Consider the following 23,035-nt stretch of genomic DNA (forward strand, 5'->3'; position numbering starts at 1 on the left):
ATTTATTTCGATTGCAAAGATAGTCTTGCTTGGATGACCGTATCCACAACGGATTTCGAAGTCTCACCAATAGCGGTGAGGTGTCCCATTTTTCGCCCTGCTCTTGGTTCCTTTTTTCCATACAGATGGAGCGAAACGCTGGGCCGCTCCAGAGCAGCGGACCAGTTCGGGGCTCCCTGTTCCCATACATCGCCCAGCAGGTTAACCATGGCTGCTGGTTTTAAGGGAGTCATCTCACCGAGCGGTAAACCACAGATGGCTCGGACCTGTTGATCGAACTGACTGCTGGCACAGGCATTGATGGTGAGATGCCCGGAATTGTGTGGACGGGGAGCAACTTCGTTGATCAGTAGACGATCATCGTTGGTCACAAAAAGTTCGACACACATCACGCCGACCACATCGAGCTTTTCGAGAACCCCTTGAGCAATTGCACGGGCCTCTTCAGCAACAGAAGCCATCTCGGGATCGGGAAAGACTGACAAATCCAAAATGTGATTGACATGTTCGTTACGAATTGGACCGCAGCCAGTGAAGTTTCCTGAAGAATCCCGCACTCCGATGTAGGAGACTTCACATTTGAAATCAATTCGCTGTTCCAGAATCGCTTCGACTTCCCCCAACTCTTTCCAGGCAGATTCAGCTGCGTCTGCATTAGGAACCGTGACTTGTCCTTTTCCGTCATAACCACCGCTGGCGGTTTTCAAGATCGAGGGTGTCCCGAGTTCCTGAATCGCTTTTTGTAGTTCTCCGGAAGTGCGTACAGGCCGGAATGGTGTGACGGGCAATCCGGCCTCGGCCAATGTCGATTTCTCTCGGAGGCGATGCTGTGAGATATGCAGAACCTGTCCACTGGGGTGGACCTGGACAATTTCTTCAATCGCCTGAGCGGCAGCGGAGCAGATGTTTTCAAATTCAAATGTCACGACATCGACTGTACGTGCAAATTCACGGATGGCTTCAATATCGTCATAAGCCCCAACAAACTCCCGCTCTGCGACTTGACCACACGGAGAATTGGCTTCATCGGAATAGGTGTGGACATGATACCCGAGCCGATGGGCGGCCTCGGCGAACATGCGACCTAATTGACCACCCCCCAAAACGCCAAGCGTCGCACCCGGATTAATCACTTGCTGATCCCGTTTCATCGATCTCGTTCTGTCTCTGTTTTTGTAGGGTCCGCAGTGCGGACCGTTCTGTGGTGACTAATAGTTACTTACTGAATACTTCGTTACTATCTGGTCCGAACAGCAGACCCTACTGCTATTTGTCCAGGGTGGCTGGGGTCGTAGCGAAGCGAAGTCCCCAGATCAAACGCCAAATTAAGCCTCTTCCCATGAGGCGTTTTCAATGTGCGAATCGGCAGCGATTGTCTCGGTTTGTTTCTTTTGGAAGGCTTCCAGTTTTTCTTTCAGGTCCGCATCGCTTAATGCCAGGATTCGACAAGCAAGCAGTCCTGCATTCTTCGCCCCGGCCTCTCCAATCGCCAATGTGCCGACAGGAATTCCTCCGGGCATCTGCACGATCGAAAGCAGGGAATCCAAACCCGATAAAGCTCGACTCTTCACCGGCACTCCCAGTACGGGCAATGTCGTTTGAGAGGCAACCATCCCCGGCAGGTGAGCTGCTCCCCCTGCACCGGCGATAATCACCTGGATTCCCCGCGAAGCTGCTGACTTGGCATACTCGAACATCGCATCAGGCGTACGGTGAGCAGAGACGACACGACATTCATGAGGGACTTCGAACTGACTGAGAAACCGAGACGCATGCTCCATCGTTGGCCAGTCGGACTGGCTGCCCATGATAATTCCGACGAGTGGAGAGGCTGAGATATCGTTCATTATTTGGATCTGTTTCAGTTCAGGTTGAATCCCGGAGTCATTCAATTGGTGACGATATTCGATCGCAGGAATCGCAAAAAACCGCTGTCACTAATAATAATGACAGCGGTTTGCGTTCAATTCAATGATCGGTGCGAAATCTCTTTAGATTACAAGCCTAACCAGGGCAATGGAGCTCCAGCGACTGGTAACTGGACGATTTCCACAGCTGTGACATCTTTATTGGAAAGGATTTCGTCAATCACATCCTGTCCCGGTTTCGAGTCGAGATTAATGACCGCGACGGAATCGCCACCAGGCTGGTTCGTTTCACGTCCCAAAGCCATGTGAGCGATGTTGATGTTATTCTTGCCCAGAACGGTCCCGACCAGACCAATCAGGCCCGGAACGTCGCGATGACGATAAATCAACATCGTACCATCGAGGTAGGCATCGAGTTGATAGTCGTCCATCAACACCAGTCGCAGGTATTCGTGACCGAACATCGTGCCACCGGCTCGCAGGGTTCCCTGATCGGTGGTCACTTCAGCGACGATCATCGTCGAGAAGTCACCAGCCTTTTTGGAGGTTTCTTCACTGATTGGAATTCCACGCTCTTCGGCTAACATGCTCGCATTGACGATATTAATCCGATCACCTAACGCAATCGACAGCAATCCAGAAGAGAACGAAGAGGTCAGCAGACGAGTATGCTTGCTGGCCGCTTCACCTCGATAATGAATCTCGGCACTGCGGATCCCTTCGCCGTGAGTCTGCTGAGCCAGAAGTATGCCTAGGCGATAAGCCAGATCGATATACTTCTTCATGCCACCCATTTCGGAAGCCGAAACCGGAGCCATGTTGACTGCATGACGAACTTCGTTGCGAGTGAGGAATCCGGAAATAATTTCGCTGGCTTCCACGGCAACCAGTTCCTGAGCTTCGTCAGTTGATGCACCCAGATGCGGTGTCGTCAAAACAGAAGGCAGTTTAACCAGTCGAGTCTCTTTAGGTGGTTCTTGCAGGAAAACGTCCAAAGCGGCTCCTGCGATGTGCCCGGATTCAACAGCATCTGCCAAGGCATCTTCATCAATAATGCCACCGCGGGCACAGTTGATTATACGTGCACCTTTGGGCATTTTTGCCATGCGTTCCGCATTAATCAAATTTTTGGTTTCTGGGGTCATTGTTGTGTGAACGGTAAGCAATTCACACTTTGGCAGCATTTCATCGAGATCTCGGTAGAGTTCAATTCCGAACTCATTGGCGCGCTCACTGGAGATAAACGGATCATATCCAACAATTCGCATTTCCAGGCCCAGGCATCGCTGTGCAACTGCCAGGCCGACTCGTCCTAAACCGATGACACCAATGGTTTTACCGGCTAATTGAGTTCCGGTGAAAATCTTCTTTTCCCATTTGCCTTCACGCATGCTTGCACTAGCTGGCCCAATATTACGAGCCATGGCCATCATCATGGCAATGGTGTGCTCTGCTGTGCTGATCGTATTCCCAGCCGGGGTGTTCATGACCACAATCCCCTGTCGGGTTGCGGCTGGAATATCGATGTTGTCGACTCCCACACCAGCTCGGACAATCGCTTTGAGGCGAGATTGCCCTTCTAGGACTTCTTCAGTCAGCGTCGTGCCGCTGCGGATAACGATCCCATCGGCATCCTGCAATTCTTCACGGAGCTGCTCGACCGACAATTTGGGGTCGGTTTTAATGACAAGTTCGATTTCCGGATTCTCTTCCAGAACTTTCAGTCCAGCAGCAGATAAGTTGTCAGTCACCAGAACGCGGTGTAGCACAAGAAGAACTCCCTGATGGTGTTTAGTATTGAATGAGGACGCTCACGAACTTCGAACAAGATAACTGTCGGGTTGCAGTGAGGAGATGTTTGGTAAAATCGTCGATCGTCCCTTAATATTTTGTCAGGAATGACCTGACCTGTTCATTTCTCAATTGGTCTCTATCAGCAATGAGTGTATCCGAGGGCGGAATGGCTCCAGGCTCCAGACAAGATTAATCATCTTCATCTGAAGCATCGTCTTCGTCATCTCCGCCGACGTCGTCGTCTTCATCGTCTCCGTCAGTGTCGACATCGTCGTCATCGGATTCATTGTTTTCGACGTCCTCGATGACATCGTTATCGTCCTCCTCATCGGCAACTTCAGCCGAGGGAGCCGGCCCGCCGGAAACGAGTTCTTTGACCGGTTGCATGAAATAGGTCCGTTTTCCCTTGGCCAGCAACGTTTCGAGCTTCTCTTCAGCTTCTGCGCGTTGATCGTAAGGGAAGCGGGCTTCTTCACGCAATGTTGCTGTATAAATGACCCAGACGAGTCTTTTTCGTTCCGGGACAGCATCTTTGGTACGGCGCGTAGTACGTTTTTTCGCCGCTTTCTTCTTTTTGGCCTTCTTTGGAGCAGGATTCTTTTCTGCTGCTTCCGCCTGCTTTCTCAGCTCCAGACGGCTCGGGATTTTTCGAGGCATTGTTTAGCTTTCTTTCGATACCGCAACAAGTTACGGCAATTCACGACAACTCTATTGTTCGGGAGCAACCGCTGTCAAAGCAGCCCTGAAGATGAACTTCAGTCCAAATGACAGGCAATGAAGTCAAGATCCGGTGATTGTATGTTTATCTGCCAGAGAGTTCCTGCCGCAATGGGGGCGGAGCCATCTCGGGAGATATAAGTTGAGAAGAATAGTCATTTCGCGGTTGATATTCCACCGATGGACCCCGGTTTGATGAAGCAATTGGGGGAATCGAGGCGAAGTTTTCCTCAGTCCATCCCCCAGAATCCTAATCTGGAGCCGATTTCAGAGCGGCTGTGAAGCCTGTTCCAATTGGAAACCGGATTTTCAGCAATACCTTGAGAAGGATCTCCGGGGTGGCGGGGGCGCTCCGCGTAAGCGGAAGCCCCCGAAAGATCAACGATTCGGGGGCTACTCTTCGAGAGCGCCCCCGCCACCCGGGTTGATTGCTTTCTGTAATTTATCAGGCGCGAATCAGTGTTTTTACTAATCGTTGAATTTCACCGGTTTACATTTGGAACAGTCTCTGAAGCCGAAATTTGGTCTGTTCTCCATTTTTCTGCCGAAATAATCAGAATAATCTGTCTAAACGATACAAAACGTCCGATCAATAGAGACAGAACAATTGTGCGTTTTGACCTGCGTGAAGTCTTTACTCAATGTGAAGCATTCACAGAATGTCAAACAGGGCAAATGTGTTCAACCAGGCAGGATGTCTGGTCGACTCGCCGTCGGGGTTCAGGATGAATTCCTTAACGGCGGTTCTTTGTTCTCGACAACCTGCCGAGACCCTTAAGCATCATTCAATTCGTCTCCACAGTGATGTGGGACCTGTCCTCTCCCCGGTTGGGAGAACAGCATGAGCACACGGAGGTACTATCCCAATGCCTATCAAAAGCAAATGGATTCTGACATTCGGGATCCTCGCCATGTCTCCCAATTTGGTAATGGCGAAAGGACCGTTCGGGCTTTCCAACCCGTTTTCGTCCTCGCGTCCATCACAAGCAGAAGCAGAAACTTCGGAAAATAACAACCAACAGGTTGCCGAACAGATTGCTGCTGCTTTGACGCAAGCAAAATTGACCGGATACGACATCAACATCGAATACGAGAATGGCGTTGCCACTCTTTCCGGTATGATCCAGGACGAACAGCAAAAGCTGAGAGCACGAGAAGTTGTGCAGGCTCTGCCAGCTGTTCAAAGTGTGGATAACAAGCTCGGCTTGATTAACCCCACTTCAAACAAAGCGATTCAGCAAACTGCTTTCCAGGCTCCAACCCAGCAGGCTGCACCTGCTCGTGAGGCAGCTGGTATTGAGCAGGCTGGATTCCAGGCACCTACACAAGCACCTTTTGTCTCGCCGATTCAGCAGGTTGCAGCATCGCAGCCAGCTGATGACAAGGCTCGTAATCAGGAAGTCGCCAATCGCATCGCCTATGCGTTACGAGATAGCGGAGTTACTGGTTACGATATCGAAATCAGTTACAAAAGTGGCATCGCCAATTTGAGCGGTGAAGTCGGAAATGATCAGCAACGGCAATACATTTACTCTGTGGTTTCACAGGTTCCTGATGTTGCCAGCGTGAACAATCAGTTGCAGGTTACTCAGGCGGCTCCACCCGTCATGCAGACTGCGTACCAGCCAACACTGGTTCCAGGCGAAGCTGCACCAAACCAGGCTCCAATGCCACCAGCAATGGCTCCTGGTAGAGCACCAGGAATGGCACCGCCATCTCCTGCACCAGTCGGACCAGGGCCAGCTTACGGTCATGCCGGACCAGGACCTGTCAATCCGGTTTACAACCAACCTTATCTGCCAAAGCATGCCTGGCCAACGACTGCAGCCTATCCAAACTCTGCAGCGATCAGTTATCCAACTCAGTACTCAGCCTCAGCCTTCCCTTATGTCGGACCGTTCTACCCTTATCCACAGGTTCCCCTGGGATGGCGTAGCTCGACCCTCGAATGGGATGATGGCCAATGGCAGTTGAAGTTCAGCCCACAAACCGAACGCTGGTGGTGGTTCATGAATCCGAAAAACTGGGACTGATCCCGTTGAAAAAACACTGAATTCTCAGGCAGGTAGGCTGAACATCAGCCGGGAATGAATGATGCGACACTTCCGATCCTTGGGTCGGAAGTGTTTTTTTGTTGAGGGTTGAGAAAATCAATAATCAGGCGAGCCGAGTCAGTCATGACTCGGGTTTTCTCATGATTCAAAAGAATTTCTGGGGTGGCGGGGGCGCTCCGCTTCAGCGGAAGCCCCCGAAAGATCAACAATTCGGGGGCTTCTCTTCGAGAGCGCCCCGCCACCCCGGCTTATTTATCTTGCGCAGCAAATGAGTGTAGTCGGGTAGCTGGGGTCGAAGCGCAGCGAAGCCCCCAGAATCGAGTAATCACAAATTTTTGAATTTTCTTTTCCAACCAGACGCACAATGATCGTGACAACACCCGTGGCATAACTGCCACAGCTCGCCTTCACCTGATTTCACCTCTCTCATGTTCAATTTCAGTAATGGCAGGCACGCTATGCACTTCTGTCAAAGCCCGATAAACAGGAATTTTCGATATCAGCCGCAAAATCGGAATATTTTCACAAGATGAGCGGCTGTAAAGATCGATACCTAATACAGAAGCCTGTTGCGTTCGCAATAGGAATCAAGCGAAGTTTACCTCACACACAATTCTGCAGACCAGGGACTGGTCGCCCAAACAAGCGTCGGTCGTTCTCTCCTTCAGAGACACGGTCGCCCCAGGGATTCGGAGATGCGAATATGATCAACTGGCGAAACATCCTAAGGCGATCGGCCATGTGTGTTCTGTTGGCCGGTTTGGCGGTCTCGAACAGTGGCTGTACCCTATATGGAGGCTTTATTAACACAGCCTTCGTACTGGCACGATTCTGGGAAACGACTCCAATCATTCCAGTGAATCCTTACTGGAGTCAAAAAATCGAAGACAAATATTGGGATGAGGAACGGTACGACAAAGTTCCGGTTCTCGATCCTGTCGAGGGCGAGAACGCTCCGATCTTCTGTCTGGATCCTCCTTCTCCCGATGAAGTGATGCGGGCTCTTCCCGACAACACAGCTGGCGGAGTCTGGTTCCTTTCAGAAACCTGTCGGAACAACGTCCGCATGACAGTCGAACCGATTGTCGACCGACTGGACGACTGCCGTTTCTACCCGATGGTCGGACCGGCTCGACTCCACCACTGTCACTACAAGTGCACCGTGTACTACGACGAAACCATCCGCAGCACCTGGCCTATTCCGTTCACTCACACTGATGCGACTGAAGAAGTGGTTTACATCGACCACGATCACCTCATCCGCTGTGCCGGACCAGCCTCGGAATAATCGATTAAGAACACAATCGCATCTCAAAAAACAGGCGAATGTCATCAAGACATCCGCCTGTTTTTGTTTGCGCTGATCGAATGATCTTAACCCGACGCGTTAGCGAGGGGACGGCATGTTTTGTCCAGTGACAGACGATTCGTTCCCTTATCGCTCAGTTTTTTTCACGAGAAGGCATTAAGTAAATCACTGAATAAGTTTAACCCGAATGTTGTATAAACGCCGTCCCCTAGCTGACGCTTGGGGGTAAGGTGTTTCGTGCAAAAATGCCCTGACGCTTCAGGTAATAAGTCGACTTATTTAACCAACATCTGCGTCAATCCGCATTCATCTGCGGTTCCCGATTAACAACTCTCCCACACACGCTTCATATACTCCAGAGAATCGATCGCAATCTTCTCTGCACCTGGGGAATAGTCGAAAACTTCCACAGAAACCCAGCCGTCGTAGTTGGTTTCTTTCAGGGCTTTGAAGATCGGCTGGAAGTCGACCTCGCCCATCCCCGGCCCACGCAGGTTGACATCGTTAGCATGAAAGTGGCCAGTCACATCCTTGAACTGATGAATCAGTTCGGGAATGGACGTCGACTCATCCGACATCGCTTTCACATCCTGATGCAGTTGAATCGAAGGGCTCTGGAAGTGATCGATGATCACTTTGGCCTGAGCGCAGGTAATCATGTAATCGGTTTCCTGTCGGGACAATGGCTCCAGACAGAGCACAATTTTATTCTCCTCTAAGACAGGCAGAACCTGACTGAGCACTCGAATCGCATTTTCGTCGGCTTCTTTCTGACTCATCCCTGGAAGCAAGCTGCGCTGCTGAGGAGAGCCGAGCACCATCACTTTGCCATTTAAGTCTGCACACAATCGTGTCAGTTCCACGAAATAGTCGGCCGTTTGTTTTTGCACATCAGCATCGCTGGTTGTGAGGTAAAAACCTTCCGTCTTAGCGAGCAGCCAATGCAGTCCAATAATTTCCAGCCCGGCTTCCTGGGCGACTTTCACCAACCGGACACGTTCCTGATCGGTCACTTCATTAGCTCGTGAAGCCAAAGTGAACGGGGCAACTTCGACGCCCGTATAACCTGTATTGGCTATGAATTCACACTGCCGCTCCCAGGACCAACCCTCAAACAGTTCCTGACATATTCCAAATCGCATCGCAATCGCACCTTAAGTTGTGATTATCGCAAATGGTTTCCCGCGTAGAAGATACGTTCTTCCCGTTTCACCATTTCCCTTCGCTCCTCCTCATACCTTATCTCAGGGAGCTGTCAAATTAAAGGACCCATAGATTCTCATCAACTGACGAGTCCGTGTCGGATATTCCGGTTACAAGAATTGCACAATCAACAAAGCACAGAGCGACTGCGAATTATGAAATAGATGCACAAAATGAGAAGTTTGCGAAGAATGAGCGACGATAACAAGAATGGCGCAATTTGATTACCGCGCTATGAGTCAGTTGAGATTGCACCAATGTCAGCGTGTGGTCTCTGGTTTCAATTTGGAATTGCTTCATTGAATTCACCAATGAAGCCGAGGAAAGAGGGACACTAGCTATGAAGTCAGCAGCCTGGATATCAGTCGCTGCATTCGCACTGGTCATGTGCGCAATGAGCGGCACGTCACAAGCCGCGTATTGCGGTGCAGACAGCTACGAATGCTGCCCTGTCGAAACCTGTGGAGCCTGGGGACATTTCGGCTACGCCAAAAAGCGTTGCTGCCCCCAATATCAGACCGTCAAAAAGACGATCTGGGAAAATCAAGAGTATTGCTGCCCGGTCACTGTTTACGACACCTGCTGCGAAACCGTACCGGTTCGCTGCACCAAAACCGTCTTCAAGACCTGCTACCGTCAGGAAAAATACACAGTCTGCAAGCCTGTGTACAAAACCTGCTACCGCACTGTCTGTGAAAAAGTCCGTAAACCAGTTTACAAAACCTGTTATCGCAAGGTGACAACTAAGGTTCGTAAGCCAGTCTACAAAACTTGCTATCGCGATCATTGCTATACTGTGAGCCGACCTGTCACACGGACCTGCTATCGCAACGTCTGTTACACGACATGCCGTCCGGTTTACAAGACATGTTACAAAACTGTGTGCTGTACTCAGTACAAAACCAAAACACGAACCTGCTACCGCGACGTATGTTACACCGTCTGCAAGCCTGTTCGCGAAACACACTGGGTTGATGTTTGCTGCGGCGAATGGAAAACCGTTCGGGAACGCGTTCCCTGCTGTGAATCTTCCTGCTGCGATATGCCTCGTGGTCGACGTTCACGTTGTCACATGAACCACTTCGGTGGATTCAACGGCTGCACAGAAGGTTGTGTGGATGGCTGTAATGAAGGTTGCGGCGACGAATGTGCAGAAGGCTGCAGCGATTGCAACAACTGCCCGGACTGCACCAGCATGACAAAATGCAGCGGTGGATACACTGTCTGTCGCCAGGTCTGGTGCCCGAAAACTGTGAAGAAAAAAGTCTGCAGCGTTCGTTACGAAACCTGCGTCAAAACACGACGAGTTCCTTACACTGTCTGCGAGCGAATTCCTTGCACAGTTAAGAAACGCGTTCCTTACACAACCTGCAAAATGGTCAAAGAATGTCACACTCGACGTGTGCCTTACACGACCTGCAAAATGATTAAAGAAACCAAGCACTGCCGTGTTCCTTACACGACATGTCACTTTGTCGAACGCTGTATCACCAAACGAGTGCCGTACACCACCTGCACCTGGAAATGTGAAACTGTCAAACGACGAGTTCCTTACACAACCTGTAAAATGGTCAAGGAATGCCGCACTCGCTGCGTCCCTTACACCACCTGCCACAAAGTTCGCGACGTCAAGTATGTGACGAAAACGAAGTGCGTGCCACGGACCATCATGGTGAAGAAAACTCGCTGCGTGCCTCGGGAAATCTGTGTCCGCGTTCCCATCTGCTGCGACAACGGTTGCTGCCAGGACGAATGCGGCTGCGGAACTGAGAACTGCACCGAAAACTGCAAAGAGTGCCTGTAAAGGCTCAAACGATTACCTCGCTCCGGGGAGGACACACTGTTCCTCCCCAGACGAAAGGACGAACCAACTGACTCCTGGACCTTCAAGTCAACCTTGAATCCAAAAGTCGCAATCAAGAGCGAGCGTGAATCTCGCACCTGATTGACAGCTCCTACGATGTCTCTCTCGTCTCCTTAGAGAGCCGCACTCCTCAAGTGCGGCTCTTTTTTTATGCCCTTAGTCAACCAGAATAGTAGGGTGCGTCAAGACGTACCCTGCAATACTTCCATAGACATGGATCGCCAACGGTAAAGCATCTTATACTTTCAGCAGCCAACCGACCAAGTCGGTTTGGCCACCCTGCGTGGAGGCATGTCACCACTTGTGATTACGTCACACCGTAGCTGCTTCGCACAACCGGCGCCACCCACCAATTAGCGGTTCGCCAGCGGCACCTCTTCACCATTGTTGTACGCGTCTAGCTGAATCATTCCTTCGACGGATTCCATTCGAAGCACAAACGATTTCCCAATAACCTGGGCATTGCCCTCTTGGGTTATCAGGGCAGTTCCCTCATCAATGCCGAATCCGATGAGGTGGGGATGAGCGCGTATGGCGACGAGCAGTCGGGGAATCCGGTTTCTCTTCAAAAAATGTTGATCGATGATCGAGCCTGGCAACAAGTCCAAACCGGTTGAGATTTTTGGCTCACGGCTTCCACTGGCGATCATGACACGGGACTGGATCGCGGCCCCTGCGGATGTTCCTCCAACGACTCCGCCGCGCTGAATCAGTTCGTACACTTCTTTTTCCAGGAGTGTGTTGAGATAGGCGTCGGCAATTCGCTGCTGTGAACCTCCACAGAACCAGATCGCTGTTGCCGTTTTCAGCGGCTCGATGAATTCGCTGGTTGAGGCGACGTTACGATTGTTTGTGTGCAGCACAAAAACATCCTGGAATCCGCGAGATCGCCAGAGTTTTTGAACCTTTTCGGGGTCTAAGTCGCGACTGGACGCAGTTGGAATGACGACCAGATTTGGTTTGGGGCCTGCCATTTTGAGAAAACGTTGGAATACACTATCGGGCATCGATCCCCCGCCACAAATCACCAGCTTTGGCGAAACATCACCTTCCTGACCTTTCGCGGTTGTTGTGAGGACAAGAGTTATGATGAGTGTGGTGAAGATTAAATGCATGACCGCCCTCAATGGAGTGAAGTAGTATTCTGTCGATGTTTATAGTTTCATGTAGCGGCTTACGATTTGAAATCCCATTCGAATGAAGACTTCAACCCGCTATTTGGGTGGACGAAGTGAGGAAAGGTGCGTTTAATCCCACTCTTACGATTACTAGTCATCGCTTCCCGCAGGTGCAGGTGATGCCCAATTGTGTGCTTCTGTGTCGACAATATCAAATCCGGCGCTTTGCCCAATCCTGACCAACGCCGCGATATCGGTATCTCGTGTGTCGCGATAGTGTTCAATATGCAGGCGTGACTTGAATCCGTGAGTGAAGTAGGGTGCGTCGAGACGCACCTTTCTTTCAATTTGAATTTGACGTGAATTATAAATGCTCGTGCAATAACACCCAGAGAAAGGTGCGTTTAAACGCGGATCGCACGACCGATTTTGTCAGTTGGGTCGCGGAGCGACAAGAGGAAACCAACATACGGATTCCGACTTTGAAAACATCCAACGACTCAAAAACCAGTAAGGGCCAGACGAATGCGTCTGGGCCATCCCGTGGATGATGAATTCGCAGTTTAGATAGACATGGAGCGCGAACGGTAAAGCATCTTGTGCTTTCAGCACCCAACCGACAAAATCGGTTTGGCCACCCTGCGAAAGCACAGCATACTCAAGCTGAATTATCCATATGATCCCCGAGATCGGGACGGACGCGATCAGCATCATAACTCGCCCCACTGAGAAGTTGAAACGCGTGAAGTTGGATATCGAAGAGTTCAGAACTGAGTAATTCTGGACGGATATTTGAGCTATTCGATTGAAGATTTATGCGTGCTTCGCGTTCATGAAAGAGAATAGAGGCGGCGGCTTCGCATACTGGAAGTGGAATGGAATCTTTCTCGCGTAAATGGTGAAAGAGAACTCGCAATGCCATCCGCAGTCGTAATGTTTCTGCTAACCCTGGATCATTCCCCATTCTTAAACGAAAAAATGTACCATCTATTCCGGATTCAGCGTGACGAACAATCGCAAGAGCCTCTTCGTAACTCATCTCCGAAGCTGGTTTGAATGGTAAGTCATGCGAGGCACTGTATAATGATCGAAGATAGACGCGAAGAGTCTCTTCGAGATCGAGTTTCATTGCATTAGCCATCGATTGGAGTTGAGAGGCTTCTGCATCTGATAGAGTTATTGTAATTTGCATGGTGGATTTTCGTATCGTGCTAAATGCATAGCCCAGTAGGGCAGGCTCCTGCCTGCCTTCCCTGGATTGTGCTTACAGTGGTTCTCCATAATCATTCTTCGTTTCAGAAATTTTGATTGGCGGATAATTTTTGCAGCCCCAGTCATCAGGGTAGACTCCTTGCTTCACCCAACGATGGAAGCTTGTCGCTTCCCAATCTTTCGGACACTCGACGAGTTGGTGTTTGACGGGATTGTAGTGGATGTAATCGAAGTGAGGTCCAAATCGCGTGCCAGTGATCTGGCAAGAGAACGACGGCGTTGAGTAGGAAAGGCCAATCTCGCTGACATTCGCGGATTGCATCACCGAGAATCATTCGATTTTCTGCGAGGTGAAATAATCGACGTCGGCGATGAGTGACAACTGTAAAGAAATATGTCCCGCCAGGGATAGAGGCACGTCGATAATTCGGCATTCAATCGACCTTCCACAAAAGGAAGGCAGGCAGGAGCCTGCCCTACATAACTTTGGTTTTTACTCAGTCGTTTGCTCCGCAGCATTTTTTGTATTTTTTGCCGCTGCCGCAGGGGCAGGGGTCGTTGCGGCCGACTTTGTCTCCGGTGTTGCGGATCGGGTCGATTGGTTGTTCCGGGGCTCCTGGTTCGGGGCCGGGTTGGGATTGGCTACTCGATTCGTGGGTGCCGTTGGTTTCGGGGATCGAGGCATCGGGAACCGCGTGGGTCGCTGAGGAGATGTTCCAGAGGGAGCCGACGAAGTCCGGGCTTTCGTTTTCGACGCGGAAGATGGCCGAGGTGACCTGCTCGCCGACACGCATCCACATCTGCTCGAACGCTTTCATCCCTTCGCGTTTGTACTCAACCTTCGGATCCTTCTGGGCATAACTGACCAGACCAATTCCCGAGCGGAGATGGTCCATGAAGTACAGATGCTCTTTCCAGGCATGGTCGAGCACTTCGAGCAGAATTGATCGCTCGGCCTGAGAAAACTCGGGGCGGTAATGCGAGTCGAATTCCCGCAGCAGTCGATTCTGCGCTTCGACGGCTGTCACGCCGGTGAACTCGTCGACATTCAGGCTCGCTTCAAACTGCTGATTGGCCCAGTCAATCATCCCCTGCAGAGCCGGGGTGTTTGGTTCGGCTGATTCCTCTCCAGTGGACTTGTAAGTGGCCCCGATTTTTTCTTCGACTTCTTCAGTTAACTTCTCGCCCGGATAAAAATCCCGGCTGCGTTGGATGAGCAGTTCTTCGAGATCGTTGCGGGATTTGTTGTCGATCGATTCCATTTCGAAATGCGTGCGGAATCGCGACTCGGCCCAGCGAGCCAGGCCCTGACGATCGAACTGATCGCTGTTGCGGGAACGACTCATGAAGCGGGACATGCCGACGGAAACCGGGAAGCTGATTTCGCGGTTGCGGTAGTCTTTGATAATCCGATCAAGCACAAGTTCTTCGACCTGATGTTGCTCGAGTTCCTTGAACTCTTCTGCAGGAATATGAATTCCATACTGCTGGCTCAACCAGCCACTGACGGTCTTCGCGCCGAGTTGGTCATCGAGCATGTGATCGACATTCGAGAAGTCGAGTTTTTCGAGAGACTTTTGAGCACGATCGTAAATGAGCACGGTGAGGTTATCGCGACCGGCTTCCTTGAGTTCTTTATCGTTGAGATTGATGCTGAATCGGTTGTTGGCCCAGCGAGCCAGGCCGAGCCAGTTCCAGTCGCGTTGATTTTCCGCATCTGCGGGCAGGAATTCTTCGATTTGTTCGACGATCTCATCCTCTGCCTGCCGCATCGCCTGTTCTTTGAGGTACTGCTTGAGTTGATCGGCTTCCATCCCGCGAATTTCGCTCGGCTCGACTTCAACGAGGAAGTTTTGATGCGTCCAGGCGGCAATGGTTTCCCAGCGGTAATCCTTATCGAGGAAGTGATCGACCGCTCGTCCAACCTGACGTTCGATCATATCGAGAATCAACTGACGGCAGTTCGCCCCATCGAGAATCTGCTGACGGTAGGTGTAAACTCGCTTGCGTTGTTCGTCCATCACTTCGTCATATTCGAGCAGATTCTTACGCTGTTCGAAGTGCGTCTCTTCGCGTTTCTTCTGAGCCTTTTCGATTTGACGGGTGACCATCGGACTTTCGATCGCTTCGCCATCTTTCATCCCGAGCGAGCCGAGGAGGCTGCGAACGAAATCGCCCGCGAAAATTCGCATCAGGTCATCTTCGAGAGAGATGAAGAAGCGGCTCGAACCGGGATCGCCCTGGCGTCCGGAACGACCACGCAACTGCAGGTCGATACGGCGAGCTTCGTGACGTTCAGTACCGATCACATACAGGCCGCCTTTGTCGCGGACGACTTTTGCTTCCTCTTTCATGCCTTCGCGATCGGCGATTTTACGGGAGGTGTCATCCCATTCCGATTTGGGGACATCGAGTCGGGAGCCGTATCGCTCTTTGAGTTCTTCCCAGGCGAGATGCTCCGGGTTACCGCCGAGGATGATATCGGTACCACGACCAGCCATGTTGGTCGAGATGGTGACCGCGTTCAGTCGGCCCGCCTGTGAAACAATCTCGGCTTCTTTTTCATGATACTTCGCGTTCAACACGCCGTGTTCAATACCGTACTTTTTAAGCTTTTTACTGATCAGTTCAGAGTTCTCGATAGAAGCGGTACCGACAAGAATCGGACGTCCCGTTTTACCGACATCCCGAATTTCTTCGCAAACCGCTTTCCATTTTTCTTCGGACGACTGGAAAATGACATCCGGGAAGTTCTTTCGTTGGGTTGGTCGGTTGGTCGGGATGGCGATGACATCGAGTTTATAAATCTTGTAGAACTCGTTCGCTTCGGTCATGGCGGTTCCGGTCATGCCGCCAAGTTTGCCATAAAGTTTGAAGAAGTTCTGCAGGGTAATCGTGGCGAGTGTCTGGGTCGTCTCTTTGATTTTGACCCCTTCTTTGGCTTCGACAGCCTGATGCAAACCATCGCTCCACTGCCGTCCATACATTTTGCGGCCTGTATGTTCATCGACAATAACGACTTCGCCGTTTTCGACAACGTAAGTCACATCCTTCTTGAACAGGTGGATGGCTCGCAGTGAGTTATCAATTAAATGCGGCCATTCCATGTTGCCGGCTGTGTAGAAACTATCGACGCCTGCCAGTTCTTCTGCGCGACGAATTCCCTCGTCAGTCAGATGGCAGGTATGTTCTTTTTCTTTGACTTCGAAATGCTCATCCCGCTGGAGTTGCTTGGCAATTTTGTGAGCCAGGGGATATTTTTCCAGATTGTCGTGAGCAGGTCCGGAAATGATGAGCGGAGTTCGGGCTTCGTCGATCAGAATGTTGTCGATTTCATCGACGATGGCGAAATCGAGCGGGCCTTGCACCTGCATGTCGGCTCGGGGTTTCATATTGTCGCGGAGGTAATCGAAGCCGAGTTCGTTGTTTGTGCCGTATGTGATATCGCAGGCATAAGCGGCCTGTCGTTCGAGATACGACATCTGCGATTGAATCGCGCCGACGTTCAGGCCGAGTCCAATATGCAGGGCTCCCATCCATTCCATATCGCGTTTGGCCAGGTAATCGTTGACCGTTACGACATGCACTTTGCCAGCCAGGGCGTTCAGATAAGCGGGCAATGTCGAGACGAGCGTCTTACCTTCCCCAGTCACCATTTCGGCAATATTGCCCTTATGCAGCACATAACCCCCGACCATCTGCACGGGATAGTGACGCATTTTGAGATATCGCTTACCGCCTTCGCGAACCGCAGCAAAGGCTTCCGGCAGAATGTCGTCCATCGTTTCGCCGTCGTTCAGGCGGGCGCGGAATTTCTCCGTGAGACCTTTCAGCTCCCCTTCGGAAAGTTTCTCGTATTCGGGTTCGAGCTGATCGATACGGTCGAGGGCACTGCCCGGCGTGATCGTGTCGTTGCCGTCCTTATCGCGAACGAAACCAATTTTGCGAATCAGTCGGTCGTTATCGGAGCCGAAAAACCGCTTGATAAACGAATCGATCAATGACGTCAGGCCTGTAAACCAGTCGCCAAGCTTTTCCAGAAATTCCATGACTCTTCTATCCTCAGACACTTCGCAAATGACGAATTCAACGATCCGCCGCCAAAGTTCCTGACTAAGTGGGTTGAGGGTTAATGGTTGAGTGTTGAGGGTTTAATAGTTCGATTCCTGCAACTCTCAATCTTCAACGCTCAAATCCAGTTCGTCTGTCTGTTCTATAAGTAAACGATTTTCCTGTACGCACCTTGCGCGTCGATTTCATATCGATCCATCCTGAACGAGATCCGCACAGGACTGATGGAGCTGTTTGTTTGAGTGAACAATGCCCTTGGCTCATTTGGCAAATTCAGGCACAATGTATCCGAATTGCCATAATGACAGCATTGTCGATCACTCAGCATCATAACAATCCATCTGGCAAACGTCGCGCCAGACTGGCACTGAATTTGCGGTTTGTCTGTACGGATGCCGTAAGTAATAACAATGTAAAATGTTATTGCGATTGTAAAATGGGGTCAATGGCGGGTTGCACGGAATTCACGGCGACTTTTGGCAGGCGGAGACATTAACCAGCAATCAACCATCATTGATATAAATTTGACGTGGGTGGCGGGGGCGCTCTCGAAGAGAAGCCCCCGAACTCACAACTTCCGGGGGCTTCCGCTAAAGCGGAGCGCCCCCGCCACCCAAGTGACCATCCAAACCCAAAGTGTCAGCGAGGGGGGAGCGAAGAATTTACGTATCACCTTACACTGAAGTACATTACGGCATTTCCAGTTTATAAATTCCTGTCCAGTCTCACGAATTTGTCCATAAAGAGCAGCCCAGTGAATAGACACTCCCACCTTAATAAATTCTGTTTTCTAATTCTCCCCCTCATCCTGACCACTTCATCTGTTCAGGCCGATAGCCGACTGGAACGAGCTTATGAGGATTATCAGACCGAAACTGAGCAACTGATTGACGATTTGACCGAACTCCGAGTCCAGGCGGCTCAGTTGACAAATCGTGACCTGGTCACGGAAATCGATCTCAAACTGGCTCTTCTCTCCGGAGAAAAAGAGCAACTCAGCACCCTGCCCCGGAAAATCAAGCCGGAAATCCGGTTCGATCTCCCACCAGACGAGCGAGATTTGCATGTCGAATTTCGTCAGAATTGTGAAAAATATGCCCAGAAACTTTATCTACTGGCCAGGCGCTCGCAAACGACTTCACCTACATTTGCCTTTGAGCTCATCAATCTGTTGCTGCAGTTCGATTCCGATCACACCTCCGCCCGGCTCATGCGGGGATATGTTCGGCAGGGTGAGGAATGGATGACGACCTTCGAGCGGGATAAGCTGCGTAATAAGGAAGTCGATCATCCCCGGTTTGGCTGGATTAAGCAGGACGACGTCGCCCGCTACGAAGCCGGCGAGCGAAATCTCGGCAATGCCTGGCTCTCGGCTGAGAAAGAGGCGTTATTGCGGCAGGATTTCAATCGAGGCTGGGATATCGAAACCGAACATTTTCAGATCAAAACCAACGTCGGACTCGAAGAAGGTGTCGAACTCGGGCGCAAACTGGAAACATTTTACGACTACTTCATCTCCACATTTGCCCCCTTTTACAATTCCCCCGCTCAAATCCGTCAGTTATTCGACTCCACCAACGGCCGCGCGAAAACCCGCAGCCAGCGGTATGAAGTGCATTTCTTTCGTAAGAAAGAAGAATATGTCGAACGGCTCATCAGCCGAATTCCGCAAATTGCGATGACCAACGGACTCTATCAACTCGAAGACCGCACCTCCTACTTCTATTTCGATGCCGAAGCCAATAACGATGCCACCATCTTTCATGAAGTGACGCATCAGTTGATGTACGAGAGCCATTTGCAGAAACGGGATGTCGGCCGCGATGCCAACTTCTGGATTGTCGAAGGCATCGCCTGTTATATGGAATCATTCACCGTCACCGAAACACCCGATGGCTTCGAATACGACGTCGGCGATCCCCGCTTCATCCGCTTTTACTGGGCCCGGCATCGAGTCTTGCAGGAAGAGTATTACGTCCCGCTGCAAATCTTCTCCAGGCTCGGCATGATCCCCTATCAAACCGGCTCCACCCCCGAACTCCAAAAACGCTACAGCCAGGCCTCCGGCCTCGCTCATTTCTTCATGCACTACCAAAAAGGCAAATACCGCATCCCCCTGATGCACTACCTCGCCCAGATTTATCACTCCAACCCCACCATCCAAGGCAACGTCCAGGGCCTCGACGAACTGACCGGCGTTCCGTTTCCGACGCTTGATCGTCAGTATCGGGAGTATATTCAGGATCAGGAGGAAGCGGTGGGCGGGTTGGAGGTGATTCAGTAGAAGGTAAAAGTGAAAATAATATTTAAACACCATGTTTAAGTAAAAATTAAGAGTTGGCACTATGGATTAATGAAAGGAAGTATCCAAATACTCTTTGATTAAATTCAATCTCCTCAGATGTATATGCATACCGGCCTATTACATAAAGACAAAAAAATAGTAATACGCAAAATAAAATACGTTTTACAAGAATTTTAGCAGGTATTTTATTAGGTGAATTAAAGCAGAAGAGTATCGCGAATAAAGAAAAAGTAGTAAGCAATACACATGCCAAAGTGAATGACCTAGCGAAATTGACCCGTGACTGAAAATAAGTCAATTCTATAAAGTAGTTGTCTTCTCTGTAAACAATATTCTTAGCGGTGTAATATATATCGTTAACTGATAAATCTTTTAATGGTGTGTCGCCTGCACCATTCTTTAAAATATCAATCTGTTCTTGCGGGACATTGGTTTTAAACAAAAAATCCATCATATAATCTGAGTTCGTGTAACGATCTTTCAGACCTTCCCGCAAAAGCACTTGTGCGCGCAAACTTTTCTCATTCGGTAACGGTGTTAAATAATCAATACGATCAGCAACGTATGATGATAGATTTTCAATTAGCAATCCAAACACAAATGCAATAGCTAATACAAATGACGTAGAAATACCTTTTGGAATATGATCAGATTTGAGGTAACGAAGAATAAATGAAGGGCGAATTAACTCAATAATTAGGCACAAGCCTAACAGAAAAAAGGCACCAATTCCGATTGATGTACTAATTTTTGCAAGAGATTCATCCATAATCGATACTCTACTTTTAAAAAATGAAAATGCGGCCAATTACACAAATGTACACAAAAAGATACGCAGTGGGAGATTTTTTTGCAAGTTGGAAGGAGCATTTTCGAAAGTAAAGTTACGTCCAAGGTAAAATCTGTGATTCTTGATCTATGGATTATTATATTGATTTTTCATAAATGTAAGTGTAATCGAGCAGTTATTACCCCAATCCGGTTTTCTCCTTACCAAAACCTGATAGAGTGATATAATCAATCAGCGGGCATCGATTTGAGATCTCTGGGATTTGACTTCTCGGGCCAATCGGTCGATCATACAGAGGAGGCCCGTAGAACTTTGGCTGATTCTGCGTTACAGAGTTCGACGATTCTTTTCTTTATTTCACTGCTTCGGAGCATTCATGTCGAATTCTGATTCGACAACCTTGCCGAATCTGCAGACGCCTGACGTCGCTTCGCAGAAAATCCGTCGACAACGTCGGCAGAAAATGCAACCGGAGGCTCCTGTGCAGGTGATTATCGCTCACGAGCCACCGCCCCACGCCGTCGAACCGTTCGAATTTTCCCTGAAAGGGATTTCTAAAGCTGTCAAACGCTGGTTTCTCTCCGCGGTCGCTGCTGGATATGGGATTTCTTTGCTGTTTCATGGTCTATTACTGATCGCGATGTCGCTGTATTTTTTCTCCGATTACGTGCAGGAAAATTACATCGAATCCTCGATTGCCACCAACGATGAAGCATTGGTCTTCGATGAAGTGCTGGATGTTCGTATCGATATGCCGACGGGAGATCTCGCGACCTCTGAATCTCTCGAAACCGCGATGAACATGGAACTGTCTCCCAATGCCGCCAATCAGGTGGTGACGGGCGTTGAGGATTCGGTCGACTCTCTGTTCAATGATGGTGGTAAAGGGGGAAACGGGGGAGCCAGTTTTCTGGTGCCGAAGAATGCCAAAATCTTCACCAAGGGGAGCTTCACTGCCTGGACGGAGCCGAATGATCCGAAACCTGGGGAAGATTATCAAATTGTGATTACTGTTCGCCTTCCCGATCGAGTCAAACGCTATCGTGCAACCGATCTTTCTGGCCAGGTTGTCGGAACAGATGGCTATAAGCAGAATGTTCCCGGTCCCGAATATCGACGCGGAACTGTTTATCTGCCAGTGATTAATCGCCATGCCCAGCTGATCGTTGAAGTACCCGGAGGAGCAGCCCGTGTACAGGACACCATTCTAATTCGCTCGACCACGCTGAAAGAAGAGCAGAAACTTGAAATTGAGTTTTAAAGAGTGTCTCTATTCGGGATGGCACTGGCAAATCCAGTGGCATGCAACGAAGTTTTCATTCGTCAGAAATGTTGGACCTGACTGGCTTTTGAGAAAAAAGGGTTTCTCTGCTTTATGATCGATTCTCCGTTCATTATGCTGTAGCCATTCTACGGATAAGTCCAATGGCATCTCTGATCGAGGTTGATATGCGGGTGAGAGGGATTCGCGGAGCGATTTCTGCGGCTGAAAATACACGAGAATCGATTCTGGAAGCAACTCGCGAGTTGCTACAGGCGATTCTGGACGCGAATCAGATTACCGAATTCGATGATATCGTTTCCGCGGTGTTCACCACCTCCCCGGATTTAACGGCCTGCTTCCCGGCTGAAGCCGCCCGGGGTTTGGGAATGAACGAAGTCCCTCTGTTATGTGCTTCGGAAATCGCAGTCCCGAATTCGCTGCCGAGTTGTATTCGTGTGCTGTTTCATGTCAATACGACGAAATCGCAAAAAGAAATCCGTCATATCTATCTGGGCGAAGCAGCTCGCTTACGGCCCGATATGACCAGTGCTCAATGAACTCTCTGATTCTGTACCATCTGCTCAGCGGTCAGGCATTCTTTTCTGGTGCCCTGTTAATCGTGATCGCAGCGGGGTTCTCTCTGTTCCCCAAAAGAAAAAGTCTGGCGATCACCTTCTGTCTGATTGGCATTATCCTGATTGCAATATCCGGAACGCCCTTCTCTCTGCCCATGTATCTGATTGCAGCAATTACCATTACTGCCTGGCTGGGAGGTATGCGTTCAAAAAAATGGAATCGGTATTTTGCAATTGGATTGATATCTCTGTTATTAGGGATGGCGATCTATGAATTGACTTATCAGTTTTCGCCGAAGTTACAGCCGGTTTCCAAACGCTCCATCGCGATTATTGGAGACTCTGTCACTGCAGGGTTGGATGATGGCACGATTGCCTGGCCGACTTTGCTATTAAAAGAGCATCAACTGGAAATCGAAGATGTTTCGCATGTTGGTGAAACAGCTTCTTCTGCTTACAAGAGGATCGAAAACCAAAGAATTGATTCTCTCGTTTTGATTATTGAAATTGGAGGAAATGACTTACTCGGTTCGACATCTGCAGAAAAATTTGAGAATGACTTAAGGAAACTATTAGAACGAGCCTGTGATTCTGATCGACAAGTCGTGATGTTCGAGTTGCCTTTGCCACCGTTTCGTAATGCTTATGGAGCCATACAACGCAGACTGGCCAACAAATTTCGTGTGCAGTTGATTCCGAAACGCAAATTCCTCTCGATCCTACTTCCGGAAGAGTCCACGCTGGACAGTATCCATCTTTCTCAAGCGGGACAAAAGCGGATGGCTGAGACAGTCTGGGGTGTAATCCAGTCCGCTTTTGAGAAATCGAATTAATTGCCCCGAGGATACTTGCTTCTCTCACTCTTCTTCCCTGTTGACCTGCCTGAGTTCA

General features: G+C 49.9%; 16 protein-coding genes and 1 pseudogene. 7 read left to right on the forward strand and 10 right to left on the reverse strand.

The annotated features are described in order from the left end of the window. Nucleotides 1-2: 2 nt before the first annotated feature. The 4 genes from Pan54_RS22680 to Pan54_RS22695 form a co-directional block, all read right to left on the reverse strand. Complete coding sequence (locus tag Pan54_RS22680) at nucleotides 3-1,151, reverse strand: 5-(carboxyamino)imidazole ribonucleotide synthase (RefSeq protein WP_146505728.1); 1,149 nt, start codon at nucleotides 1,149-1,151, stop codon at nucleotides 3-5. A gap of 174 nt (nucleotides 1,152-1,325) precedes the next feature. Beyond that, a complete protein-coding gene (purE, locus tag Pan54_RS22685) occupies nucleotides 1,326-1,847 on the reverse strand; it encodes a 5-(carboxyamino)imidazole ribonucleotide mutase (RefSeq protein ID WP_146505729.1) in 522 nt (173 codons plus the stop codon). Between the two features lie 149 nt (nucleotides 1,848-1,996). Further along, nucleotides 1,997-3,637 (reverse strand): phosphoglycerate dehydrogenase, encoded by a 1,641-nt coding sequence (serA, locus tag Pan54_RS22690; protein WP_146505730.1) that lies wholly within the window; start codon nucleotides 3,635-3,637, stop codon nucleotides 1,997-1,999. Nucleotides 3,638-3,851: 214 nt separating this feature from the next. Next, nucleotides 3,852-4,319, reverse strand: coding sequence for a hypothetical protein (locus Pan54_RS22695; RefSeq protein WP_242631403.1), 468 nt, complete (start codon nucleotides 4,317-4,319; stop codon nucleotides 3,852-3,854). Between the two features lie 971 nt (nucleotides 4,320-5,290). On the opposite strand from Pan54_RS22695, the gene Pan54_RS22700 reads away from it, so the two are divergent. Then, the gene (locus Pan54_RS22700; protein ID WP_165441930.1) at nucleotides 5,291-6,412 is read left to right on the forward strand and encodes a BON domain-containing protein; all 1,122 of its coding nucleotides are present in this window, start codon (nucleotides 5,291-5,293) and stop codon (nucleotides 6,410-6,412) included. 760 nt (nucleotides 6,413-7,172) lie between these two features. Continuing rightward, nucleotides 7,173-7,721 carry a hypothetical protein gene (locus tag Pan54_RS22705; RefSeq protein WP_242631404.1) on the forward strand — a complete coding sequence of 183 codons (549 nt, stop codon included), beginning with the start codon at nucleotides 7,173-7,175 and terminating at the stop codon, nucleotides 7,719-7,721. A 344-nt stretch (nucleotides 7,722-8,065) separates the two neighbouring features. Here the strand turns inward: Pan54_RS22705 and Pan54_RS22710 are convergent, their stop codons facing one another. Further along, nucleotides 8,066-8,884 (reverse strand): sugar phosphate isomerase/epimerase family protein, encoded by an 819-nt coding sequence (locus tag Pan54_RS22710; RefSeq protein WP_146505733.1) that lies wholly within the window; start codon nucleotides 8,882-8,884, stop codon nucleotides 8,066-8,068. A 401-nt stretch (nucleotides 8,885-9,285) separates the two neighbouring features. Between Pan54_RS22710 and Pan54_RS22715 the strand changes: the two genes are divergently transcribed. Next, complete coding sequence (locus Pan54_RS22715; RefSeq protein WP_146505734.1) at nucleotides 9,286-10,749, forward strand: hypothetical protein; 1,464 nt, start codon at nucleotides 9,286-9,288, stop codon at nucleotides 10,747-10,749. 413 nt (nucleotides 10,750-11,162) lie between these two features. On the opposite strand, the gene Pan54_RS22720 is transcribed toward Pan54_RS22715, so the two are convergent. The 4 genes and pseudogenes from Pan54_RS22720 to secA all read right to left on the reverse strand — a co-directional run bounded on the left by Pan54_RS22720 (nucleotide 11,163) and on the right by secA (nucleotide 17,188). After that, on the reverse strand, nucleotides 11,163-11,924 hold the full coding sequence (locus tag Pan54_RS22720) for a cyanophycinase (RefSeq protein WP_146505735.1): 762 nt from the start codon (nucleotides 11,922-11,924) through the stop codon (nucleotides 11,163-11,165). A gap of 661 nt (nucleotides 11,925-12,585) precedes the next feature. Next, the gene (locus Pan54_RS22725) at nucleotides 12,586-13,119 is read right to left on the reverse strand and encodes a hypothetical protein (protein ID WP_146505736.1); all 534 of its coding nucleotides are present in this window, start codon (nucleotides 13,117-13,119) and stop codon (nucleotides 12,586-12,588) included. Nucleotides 13,120-13,191: 72 nt separating this feature from the next. Next, nucleotides 13,192-13,573: pseudogene (locus Pan54_RS26875) on the reverse strand (transposase). Nucleotides 13,574-13,636: 63 nt separating this feature from the next. Continuing rightward, nucleotides 13,637-17,188 carry a preprotein translocase subunit SecA gene (gene secA, locus Pan54_RS22735; protein WP_146505737.1) on the reverse strand — a complete coding sequence of 1,184 codons (3,552 nt, stop codon included), beginning with the start codon at nucleotides 17,186-17,188 and terminating at the stop codon, nucleotides 13,637-13,639. A 776-nt stretch (nucleotides 17,189-17,964) separates the two neighbouring features. Here secA and Pan54_RS22740 point away from each other — a divergent pair. Further along, a complete protein-coding gene (locus tag Pan54_RS22740) occupies nucleotides 17,965-19,494 on the forward strand; it encodes a DUF1570 domain-containing protein (protein WP_146505738.1) in 1,530 nt (509 codons plus the stop codon). A gap of 46 nt (nucleotides 19,495-19,540) precedes the next feature. Here the strand turns inward: Pan54_RS22740 and Pan54_RS22745 are convergent, their stop codons facing one another. Continuing rightward, nucleotides 19,541-20,284, reverse strand: coding sequence for a hypothetical protein (locus Pan54_RS22745; protein WP_146505739.1), 744 nt, complete (start codon nucleotides 20,282-20,284; stop codon nucleotides 19,541-19,543). A 397-nt stretch (nucleotides 20,285-20,681) separates the two neighbouring features. Here Pan54_RS22745 and Pan54_RS22750 point away from each other — a divergent pair, with 397 nt between their 5' ends. The 3 genes from Pan54_RS22750 (at nucleotide 20,682) to Pan54_RS22760 (ending at nucleotide 22,977) form a co-directional block, all read left to right on the forward strand. Beyond that, nucleotides 20,682-21,566, forward strand: a complete 885-nt coding sequence (locus Pan54_RS22750) for a hypothetical protein (RefSeq protein WP_146505740.1) — start codon at nucleotides 20,682-20,684, stop codon at nucleotides 21,564-21,566. A 188-nt stretch (nucleotides 21,567-21,754) separates the two neighbouring features. After that, nucleotides 21,755-22,126 (forward strand): chorismate mutase, encoded by a 372-nt coding sequence (aroH, locus tag Pan54_RS22755; RefSeq protein WP_146506537.1) that lies wholly within the window; start codon nucleotides 21,755-21,757, stop codon nucleotides 22,124-22,126. Beyond that, nucleotides 22,123-22,977 (forward strand): GDSL-type esterase/lipase family protein, encoded by an 855-nt coding sequence (locus tag Pan54_RS22760; RefSeq protein WP_146505741.1) that lies wholly within the window; start codon nucleotides 22,123-22,125, stop codon nucleotides 22,975-22,977. Before aroH ends, Pan54_RS22760 begins: the two co-directional genes overlap by 4 nt. Nucleotides 22,978-23,035 lie beyond the last annotated feature (58 nt).

This window comes from Rubinisphaera italica, assembly GCF_007859715.1.
Taxonomy (GTDB): Bacteria; Planctomycetota; Planctomycetia; order Planctomycetales; family Planctomycetaceae; genus Rubinisphaera; species Rubinisphaera italica.